This window comes from Rathayibacter sp. AY1C2, from assembly GCF_002931195.1.
GTDB lineage: Bacteria > Actinomycetota > Actinomycetes > Actinomycetales > Microbacteriaceae > Rathayibacter.
The window spans coordinates 1-5574 of the sequence record NZ_PSWG01000039.1; the positions used below are offsets into that span (position 1 = coordinate 1).

The following is a 5574-nucleotide window of genomic DNA, read 5'->3' on the forward strand; positions in this document are numbered from 1 at the left end:
GACCTGTTCGTCAGCGGCGAGGTCTCCGACGGAGGCGCGGTCCGCGTCGACGCCGTCGCCGGCGAGCTGCTGGTGACCTCGGCCGCCGCCCTCCCGCTGGCCGCGTAGCCGGTCCCGCTCCGACCCCCGTCCCTCCTCCTTCCGCGAGACACCGCTCGTGACGACGGCACCGCCCGTCGTCGCGAGCGGCGCCCGCGGAGGGGGAGGGGCGGGGGTCTTCGCGTCCCCACGGCTTGCCACAGCGGTCCGGGCGGGATAGACACGAGAGCACGAGAACCGGAGGCACGATGTCGAACCCGCGCTACTACGACCCCGTGGGCAAGGCGGTCCGGGCGCTGCTCGTGCTGAGCCTCGTCTGCTTCGCCCTGGCGGTGGGCATGTTCGCCCTCGACATCGTCATGCCCGGCACCATGACGGACGAGCGACGGCCCTGGGCCGAGGCCAGCGGGGCGCTCGCCTCGTTCGGCGTGCTGGCCCTCATCGTCTACTTCGCGACCGTCGCGATCGTCGGCGCGATCCGGGGGCGCGGGCAGTAGCCCCGGCTCCGACGCCGTCGTCCGACAGGAACGCGTCCGGCCCGCGGGATCCGAGGATCCTCGCGGGCCGGACGCGTTCTCGCGAGCCGTCAGGCGCCGGTCAGGGGCACTTCTTCGCGGTGATCGTCACCTTCAGCGTGGCGTCCGGAGCGACGGGGGAGCCGCCGGCCGGCTCCTGCCCGGTGACCTGGCCGGCGTCGGGCGCCTTCGGGTCCTCGGCGCAGGCGAGCGTGATCTTCGTGAAGCCGGCGGCGCCGAAGGCGTTCTTCGCGGCCTCCAGGTCCTGGCCCGTCACGTTCGGCACGGTCTTCTGGTTGCCGGAGCTGGTGAACACGGTGATCGCGGTGCCGCGCGGGGCCGAGCCCGACGGGGCGGCGCGGGTGACCGTCCCGACCGCGGCGTCGCTCGCCTCCGTGCCGCCCTGCACGACGCCGAAGCCGGCCGCCTCGAGCTTGGCCTCGGCGTCGGCGGAGGAGAGCCCGACGACATCCGGGATGTCCACCTTCGGGACGACCTGCAGCGAGCCGTCGGCCTCCGGGAAGTCCGTCCCGCCGTACGTCGCGTCGGCGGCGCGCATGACGACCGGCCAGATGCGGTGGCGCGCGGTGGCGGCGGATCCGGAGTCGAAGGAGTAGCGGCCGAGGCGCAGGTTCGCGTCGCCCTTCACGTTGAACACGCCGACGGCGGTCGCGACGCGGGTGCTCGCTCCGGTCATCCAGGTGGCCTTCGCGTCGTCGGTGGTGCCGGTCTTGCCGATCAGCGGAACGCCGTCGCCGGTGCGGGAGGCCACGGCCGTCCCGCCGCCGGTGAAGGTCGCCTGCAGCGCGACGGCCGCGGTGGCGGCGACGTTGCGGTCGATCGACTGGCGGCAGTTCGCCGGGGGCACCGGCTGGTCGGCTCCGGCGGAGTCGGTGATGCGGTCGATCGCGACGGGGTCGCAGGTCGTGCCGCCGGAGGCGATGGTGGCGAAGGCGCCGGCCATCGAGAGGGGCGAGACGTAGTTCGTGCCGAGCACCGACGACGGGTTGTGCTCGAGCTCCTCGCCGCTGCCCTGCTTCACGCCCATGTCGACCGCGGTGTCGCGGATGCCGCACAGGTCGAGCTCACGGGCCATGCCGACGAAGCCGGTGTTGAGGGAGGTCTTCGTGAAGGACACCGGGGTGCCGACCTCGCCGGTGCCGCCCTCGTCGTTCTTCGCGCTCGTCTCGTTGCTCGTGTCGGTGCCGCCGGAGACGCAGGAGTCCGTGAAGGTGCCCCAGGTGGACTTGCGCGTCCCGTCGACCGACTCGTTGATGCTGTGGCCCTCCTTCAGCCACTCCACCAGGGTGAAGAGCTTGTAGGTCGAGCCCGGCTGGATCCCGGAGGATCCGCCGTTGGCCCGATCGGTGCTGTAGTTCACGGCGCTGTAGGACGGGTCGGTCGTGAGGACGTCCGGATCCTGCGAGTACTTCTTGTTCTGCGTCATCGCGAGCACGCGCCCGGATCCGACCTCGACGCTGACGGAGACGGCTCCGACGTCGAAGTTCCAGGTCTGCGGGACCTGCGCGTCGACGGCGGCGACGGCCGCGTCCTGCAGGCCGACGTCGAGCGTCGTGTAGACGTCGAGGCCGCCGCGGCGGAAGTTGGTCCAGCGGGTGTCCTCGTCGGCGCCGAAGATCTCGTTGTTCTTCAGGACGTTGGTGACGTAGTCGCAGAAGAAGCCCGCGTTGCCCGCGGTCGAGCAGCCGGTGCTGGGCTGGGTGATGCGGGGCTCGATCGGAGTGGCGACGGCGGCGTCGTGGTCCTCCTGCGAGATCTTCCCCTCCTCGAGCATCTTGCCGATGATGTAGTCGCGGCGGTCCTTGTTGCGGGCGTAGCCGTTCGCGGCGCCGTTGTCCGGGTTGTCGGGCTGGTCGATCCGCAGGACGGCCGGGTTGTTGACGATCGCGATGAGGCTCGCGGCCTGGGCGATCGAGAGGTCCGCGGCCGAGGTCGCGTAGTAGTAGTTCGCGGCGGTCTCGAGGCCGTAGGTGGTGCCTCCGAAGAACGCGATGTTGAGGTAGCCCTGGAGGATCTGGTCCTTCGTGTACTGCTTCTCGAGCCCGATGGCGAGCTTCATCTCGCGGAGCTTGCGCTCGGGGGAGGTCCGGGTGGCCTCGTCGATCGCGGCCGCGCGCTCGGAGTCGTCCGAGATGTTGCGGACGGCCTTCTCGACGAGGACGTTCTTCACGTACTGCTGGGTGATCGAGGATCCGCCCTGCACGTCGTTGCCGAGCACGTAGGTCTGCGCGACGGCGCGGAGGGTGCCGGGGAGGTCGACTCCGCCGTGGTCGTAGAAGCGGGGGTCCTCACCCGAGACGGCGGCGTCCTTGGCGGCCTGGGCGATGCGGTCGAGCGGCACCTCGACGCGGTTCTCGACGTAGAAGGAGGCGAGCAGCTGCGGGCCGTCGGAGCCGGTCGCGTAGATGTTGCTCTTCTCGGAGAGCTTGTCGACCTCGAGGTAGTCGGGCAGGCCGTCGAAGACGCCGATCGACTGGTTCGCGGCGACTCCGGCGAGCGCCACGGCCGGGGTGACGGTGGCGGTCACGAGGACTCCGGCCACGACGCTCATGCCCAGGAAGCCCACGATCGCCTTGACCACACCACCGGTGGTCCTTCTGTCGGACGCCAAACCTTCTCCTTCGCGAATCCCCCCGGATGCTGCGACGACCGCGGCCGACGCCCTGCACGCTCCGTGCGGCAGGTCAACCTCGACAGACTAACCCGAGAGCCCCCGAAGACGAAGGCCCGGCCAGAGGCCTGAAAAGACCCTGACCGCCACCCGGGGGACGGCGTTCCCTAGGCTGTCGGCATGGCGAGCCCCTCCTCCGACCCCCGACCGGCCGACGCGACGACCCCGGAGGCCGCTCCGGTCGCGCCTCCGCAGGCCGTCCCCGCACCGCCCACGGGCGCCCTCTCGTACGCTCTCGGCTTCCTCGCGTTCATCGGGATCCCGTTCCTCAGCCTGATCGTGGGCGGCATCGTCATGGCGTCCGTGTACCCCTCCGCCCGGAGGAAGGGCGGGCTCGCCGCCGAGAACGCGCGGAACGCGGCGAACTGGGGTCTGACGGTGATCCTGATCGGGGTCGTGACGCTCGGCGCGCACGTCGTGCTGCTCTTCGCCGCCTCCGACACCCCGCTCGCGAAGGACTTCTACCCGATCGGCATCCCGATCACGCTGTTCGCCGTGCTCTGGCTGGTGCACTTCGTGCTGATCATCTGCGGACTGGTGAAGGCGAACCAGCGCGAGGTGTTCCGTCCGCGCATCGCGATCCCGTTCCTCCGCCCGCCCGCGGCCTGAGCTCAGGCGCCGACGGGCCAGAGGTAGTCGAGCCCCGGCGGCGTGCCGGGGAACAGCGGGCCGTAGTGGTCCTCGTCCTTGGTCACGAGCTTCGAGCGGTGCGAGAGGTGCAGCCGCTCGTCGCCGAACCACGGCGGGAGCGCGTAGTCGCCGGTCAGGTAGGCGGCGAGATCCTCCGGGGCGGCGGCGAGGGCCTCCTCGGTCTTCACGAGGCACGTGTCGGCGAAGCCGCGCTCCGTCCACTCCGCGCAGGTCTCGCGCTGGTAGGTCATCAGCGCCGGTCGGTAGCCCCGCCACATCCGCGTGACGGGGTGGTTCTGCCAGCCGTACCCCGGAACGGTCAGCGCCCGCATGACCTGCAGCGTCTCGACGCGCTGCTTGCCGAGCCGCTTGCCGTCGAGGGCGCGGACGCTGCGGTGGAAGTCGGGGTAGGGGAGGAAGGTCTGCACGCCTCCCAGTCAACAGCGGCCCGTCTCCCTCCGGCCACCCTCCCGTCACGCCGATGTCGCCTGGCGTGCGTAGCGTCCGGGGCATGACCGGACTCCCCCTCCTCGCCACCGACGACGTGCAGCTGCGCTGGGCGCGGCCCGAGGTCCTCGACTCCGCCCGCCACCGGATGCTGCGCCTGCTCACCCTCGCCGAGCGCCTGCGCTACGAGGCGACGAGTCGGCGCGAGGTCCGGGACGGCTTCCTCCTCGGCCGGGTCCTCGTGCGCGAGCTGGCTGCTGAGACGCTCGGGATCGATCCCCTCGAGGTCGCCGTGGACGCGTGCTGCGAGCGCTGCTCCGGACCGCACGGCCGCCCGGTGCTCCGCGGCGAGCACCCGGCGCTGGAGCGGATGCGGATCAGCATCGCGCACTGCGACGGCGCGGTGGTCGCGGCGCTGGCGACCGGACGCGACATCGGGATCGACGCGGTGCGTGCCCGCAGCGTCCGCGACCGCGTGGCGTCCGGGGCGACGACGGCGGAGCAGGTGCTCGCCGATCTGCGCTCGCAGGCGGTCGCGAAGGCCGACGGGCGCGGGACGTCGAGCGACGAGCCCGTCCGCTTCCGCACCAGGGAGGGCGCGACCGAGGCCTGGATCGAGGGCTCGAGCCGCTACTTCGCCGTCTCTGAGCCGACGGTCCACTCCGCGCTCGTCGTGGCGGTCGCGGTCGCTCAGGAGTGACCGCGGGGCGCGGTCCCCGGCCGTTGCGCTGGTCCGCGCCTAGGAGAACAGCGACAGCGTGATCGTCGAGCGGTAGGAGCCGGCCTCGACGTCCGGCTCGGCCAGCAGCCGCAGCTCGGCGTCGGCGCTCCAGGTGCCGGCCCCGCCGGCGGCTCCGAGCAGCAGCGCGTCCCGCAGGCCCGCGCCGCCCTCGAGGGAGGAGGCGACCGGATCGCCCGCGATGGCGCCGGTGCCGGTGATCAGGCGCGGGGTCCAGCCGAGGTGGTCGGCTCCGATCGAGGCGCTCGGGCTGGTGAGGGCGCTCGCCGAGGCGAGGACGTACCAGTCGTTCTGCGCGCCGACGCGCGAGTCGGTGACGGTGACCGTGGGGAGCCCGCCTGTGAACCGGCGCTGGAGGGCGGTGGAGCCCGACTCGGCGAGGTCGACGGCGTCGGCGGCGACGGAGAGCGAGAGGGAGCCGGGCTGCGCGGGAGGGGTGATGTCGACGTCGACGTCCACTCCGTCGAGGTCGTGGAGCAGGGGCGGCGTGCGGGCCGGGTCCTCGCCGGTGA

Annotated in this window: 6 protein-coding genes; 3 read left to right on the forward strand and 3 right to left on the reverse strand. The window is 72.2% G+C overall.

Annotated features, from left to right (window positions below; genetic code table 11):
- The first annotated feature begins 287 nt into the window (after positions 1–287).
- Positions 288–536, forward strand: coding sequence for a hypothetical protein (locus tag C5C55_RS16115; protein ID WP_104224361.1), 249 nt, complete (start codon positions 288–290; stop codon positions 534–536).
- A gap of 100 nt (positions 537–636) precedes the next feature.
- Here C5C55_RS16115 and C5C55_RS16120 read toward each other — a convergent pair whose 3' ends face one another.
- Positions 637–3186: a transglycosylase domain-containing protein gene (locus tag C5C55_RS16120; RefSeq protein ID WP_258065275.1), complete on the reverse strand. Its 2550-nt coding sequence runs from the start codon at positions 3184–3186 to the stop codon at positions 637–639.
- A 180-nt stretch (positions 3187–3366) separates the two neighbouring features.
- On the opposite strand from C5C55_RS16120, the gene C5C55_RS16125 reads away from it, so the two are divergent.
- On the forward strand, positions 3367–3855 hold the full coding sequence (locus tag C5C55_RS16125; protein ID WP_104234617.1) for a DUF4870 domain-containing protein: 489 nt from the start codon (positions 3367–3369) through the stop codon (positions 3853–3855).
- Between the two features lie 2 nt (positions 3856–3857).
- Here the strand turns inward: C5C55_RS16125 and C5C55_RS16130 are convergent, their stop codons facing one another.
- On the reverse strand, positions 3858–4304 hold the full coding sequence (locus C5C55_RS16130; RefSeq protein WP_104234618.1) for an MSMEG_6728 family protein: 447 nt from the start codon (positions 4302–4304) through the stop codon (positions 3858–3860).
- Between the two features lie 83 nt (positions 4305–4387).
- Here C5C55_RS16130 and C5C55_RS16135 point away from each other — a divergent pair, with 83 nt between their 5' ends.
- Entirely contained in the window at positions 4388–5023 is a 636-nt protein-coding gene (locus C5C55_RS16135) for a 4'-phosphopantetheinyl transferase superfamily protein (protein WP_104234619.1), read from the forward strand.
- Positions 5024–5062: 39 nt separating this feature from the next.
- Here the strand turns inward: C5C55_RS16135 and C5C55_RS16695 are convergent.
- A partial coding sequence (locus C5C55_RS16695) for a hypothetical protein (RefSeq protein WP_104234620.1) occupies positions 5063–5574 on the reverse strand: 512 nt, incomplete at its 5' end.

What these genes read in the sequence shown, in the direction of transcription:
- C5C55_RS16115 (WP_104224361.1), top strand. Translation starts at nt 288, where the DNA reads ATGTCGAACCCGCGCTACTACGACCCCGTGGGCAAGGCGGTCCGGGCG.
- C5C55_RS16125 (WP_104234617.1), top strand. Translation starts at nt 3,367, where the DNA reads ATGGCGAGCCCCTCCTCCGACCCCCGACCGGCCGACGCGACGACCCCG.
- C5C55_RS16135 (WP_104234619.1), top strand. Translation starts at nt 4,388, where the DNA reads ATGACCGGACTCCCCCTCCTCGCCACCGACGACGTGCAGCTGCGCTGG.